The organism is Arhodomonas sp. AD133, from assembly GCF_051195215.1.
GTDB lineage: Bacteria > Pseudomonadota > Gammaproteobacteria > Nitrococcales > Nitrococcaceae > Arhodomonas.
In genome coordinates, this window is the sequence record NZ_JBNAZM010000110.1 from 1 (window position 1) to 2,951 (window position 2,951).

The following is a 2,951-nucleotide window of genomic DNA, read 5'->3' on the forward strand; positions in this document are numbered from 1 at the left end:
ACGAAAGCTGGCATCGTCGATGCCATAGAGCTTGACCACCAGCGGGGCCTCGTAGCACCAATAGCCGCGATACGCATCGTTTTCCGTGATGGTGTGCGGCTCGCGGAGACCGCCGCGCTTGTAAACGGCGGGGTACCAGGCATCCATAAATTCAACCATCAATGCCGGGCGATCGGCTTCGTCGGCGTCGATGACGTCCATCAGTTTCTGGTAGGGGCGTGAATGGATCAGGCGCTCGCCGATGGGGCGTTCGGTATCGCCCAGGCGATGGGCCAGGGTGTCGAACAGGCGGTCCTGGCCTTCGTTGCCGGTGAGCGCCAGGATCTGGCGGATGTGGTCTTGCGGACGCCCCAGGCAAACAGCAAACGACAGCCACCACAGCGAATGCATGAAACGCTCGAATGTAAACTCCTCGTGTTGTATCCGGCTATCCTGCTCCTCCTCGGGCAGGGCGTCGGCGTAGAATGCCTGTAGTTTTCGGAATTCCAGCAGCCGATCCACATCATCACCCAGATCGGCAATGGCATCGCCCCGGCAGTAGCGGTATTCGAGGCGTTCAAGGGTTTGCCGAACCAGCATGTGGCAAACTAACATGCGGTTATAGGGCTGGAGTGTGTCTGGCTGCTGAATCCTGGACCAATAGTATTCCACCTCGCCCCAAGCCGCTTCAGCGGCTTCATCGAAATAGGCTTTGTCTCGCAACGTATCGCGCATGGTGGTTTCCTCGCTGTTGGTTATTATGGGAATTTGCCGGCATTGCCGCGCACCACATAGCCACGACCATTAATGCGGCTCATCCTCAAGCTGTTATCGGGCTTGAGGCGGATCAGCACGCGTTCGACACTGCCATCCGCCAATCCCCGCCTTATGGCCAGGGCCTCTTCCCGGCTCAGTCCGGCATTCCGCAGCCGGTCGCTGCCAAGAATCCAATCATTGCTCATCTGCCGCCCATCGAGGGTGCGGCGCAATCCCCCTCTATTGTACTTGGCCTCGGTGATGACGTAATCGGGCGGTGGGTTGGTATTACGGTAGACCCCGTCGATACCCGTATGGCCAGGGCGATAGCGGCCATCGGTTTTGCCCAGGGGCTTGTAGCCTTCCGCCAGCATGCGCTCGTGGGCGGTGGCCTCGGCACGGGCGGCGTTGGCGTGGACACCGCGTCGGACTCGGGGCTTGCGGGGTGCGTTTGCCGCGTCGTCCGCCCGGGTGGTGCTTGTTGCCTCGTCTGCCCCCCGTGTGGCGCTTGCTGCCTCCTCTGCCCCGCGCGTGGTGCTTGTTGCCTCCTCTGCCCCCCGTGCGACGCTCGCTGCCTCCTCTGCGCCCCGTGCCGTGCGCGCCGCCTTGCCCGCGGTAGCGGGGCCACGCACCCAGCCAACGCCGGGTATGAAAATCGAGGCCACCGCGCCGCCTTGCTGGGCATCGTTGTCGATACTGAGAATGTCGTCGACGTACCCGGATTCTTTGAATTCGCGCGATTGAGTGGCGAGCTCGTTGGCGCGTTGTAGGTTGCCTTCGTCGTAGGCCCGCAGCGCCAGGTAGTCTAGCGTTTTGTTGTAGAGCTGTGAGGCGGGAGCGTACTTTGTGGACGCGACGGCCAGGTTGTAGAGGTCGGAGGGGGTGTTGACCACCGCCTTGCCCATGCCTTTGGCGGTTTCCAGCGGTTGCTCCCAGGAGGCGCTGGCCACGTCCTTGGTGCGCTCCCAGACCTCGCCGCCGTAATCGCTGGCCCGCTCCCATGGGCTGCGGTCATCGGCGCGTTCATCGAGCAGCGCCTGCAGCTCGGGGCTCACCCGGTCGCCGGGGGCCGGCGTGGCCGGCATGGCCTGCTCGGTGAGCAGCTCTCCGCGTGCCCCGCCTTTACCGCTTTCATCGCAGTTGATCTGCACGGCGCTGCCATGGCGCACCACCGGTTGGCCATTGACGATCACATCGTCCTGGCCGTCGAGGAAGCGGACATAGCCGGTCTCACCGGAGGTCTTCGAGACCAGGTGCTCGCCGGCATCGCCGTCGATGCCGCGGTGCATGTCGTCGACGCGATACACCGGGCGGTTGTTGCAACCTGTCCACTGAGGCGAGGTAACCCCACCGGACTGGGTAGCGTTGGCCGGTGGTTGTCAGGACGGACGCTGGAGCAGCCGGTTATTCAGCCGGCGCCTATGGGCGGCGGCTTTTGTCACAATGGCCAGCCAGCTTGGTGGGATGCGCGTTGATCGCCCCCAAGCGCGCTGGCGGGGGCGTTAGCGCACCAGATCAGCCGGATAATGGGGGTGGTCGCGGAAGGCGCTGTCGTCGATGGCAAAAGCGCGCACGACCAGCGCCGCTTCCAGGCACCAGTAGCCGAAATAGCAATCCCAGAAACCGAAATCGCCGTCGCGCTCGTGATTGCCGTACCAGGCGGTGTCTTCGCTGCCGTGGTACCAGTGATGGAGGAATTGATTGACCAGCGCACTCTGCGCGCCGGCCGGGGCGGCGATGGCCTGCAGAAGCGGTGTGTAGAGCTCGGGAAACGCCAGTGACTGGGTGGCCGGTGGCTCACCGTGGCCGAGGCGATGGCGGAGGTGATCGAGCAGCGCATCGGCGCCGGCATTGTCGATCAGGGCACAGACCTGTCCCACATGCTCGTGCGGCTGGCCGGTGCCCACCGCCAGCGCCAACCACCACAGCGCCAGTTGGTAGCGGGTGAGCATGGGCTCGCCGGCCACCGTACCGCGGCCGCTGATGGCCCAGTAGCGCCGGCCGGCGGTCTGGTGACGCTCTGGCATGGTGGCGATGGCCTCGGTCAGGGCCTGGCGCGCCGGCAGGATGGCGCGCACGCGCTCGCCGAGCTGCTCGATGGGGGTACCGGCCGAGTAGCTGGCAATGGCCGCGAAAATCGTGCACTCGTAGTACTCGTTGGCGAGGTCCACCGCGTGGCTGGGAAGCCCATGATCGCCCTCGGCCAGGCGCTCACG

At 64.6% G+C, this 2,951-nt stretch carries 3 protein-coding genes; all 3 read right to left on the reverse strand.

Annotated features, from left to right (window positions below):
- Window positions 1-714 (reverse strand): PoNe immunity protein domain-containing protein (locus ACPEES_RS23050; protein WP_435106788.1); only part of this gene is annotated, 714 nt, incomplete at its 3' end.
- Between the two features lie 23 nt (window positions 715-737).
- Window positions 738-2,024, reverse strand: a complete 1,287-nt coding sequence (locus tag ACPEES_RS23055; RefSeq protein ID WP_435106790.1) for a hypothetical protein — start codon at window positions 2,022-2,024, stop codon at window positions 738-740.
- A 213-nt stretch (window positions 2,025-2,237) separates the two neighbouring features.
- Window positions 2,238-2,951 (reverse strand): PoNe immunity protein domain-containing protein (locus ACPEES_RS23060; RefSeq protein ID WP_435106792.1); only part of this gene is annotated, 714 nt, incomplete at its 5' end.

Coding starts and splice junctions, on each gene's coding strand:
- ACPEES_RS23055 (WP_435106790.1), bottom strand. CDS start 2,024: ATGCACCGCGGCATCGACGGCGATGCCGGCGAGCACCTGGTCTCGAAG.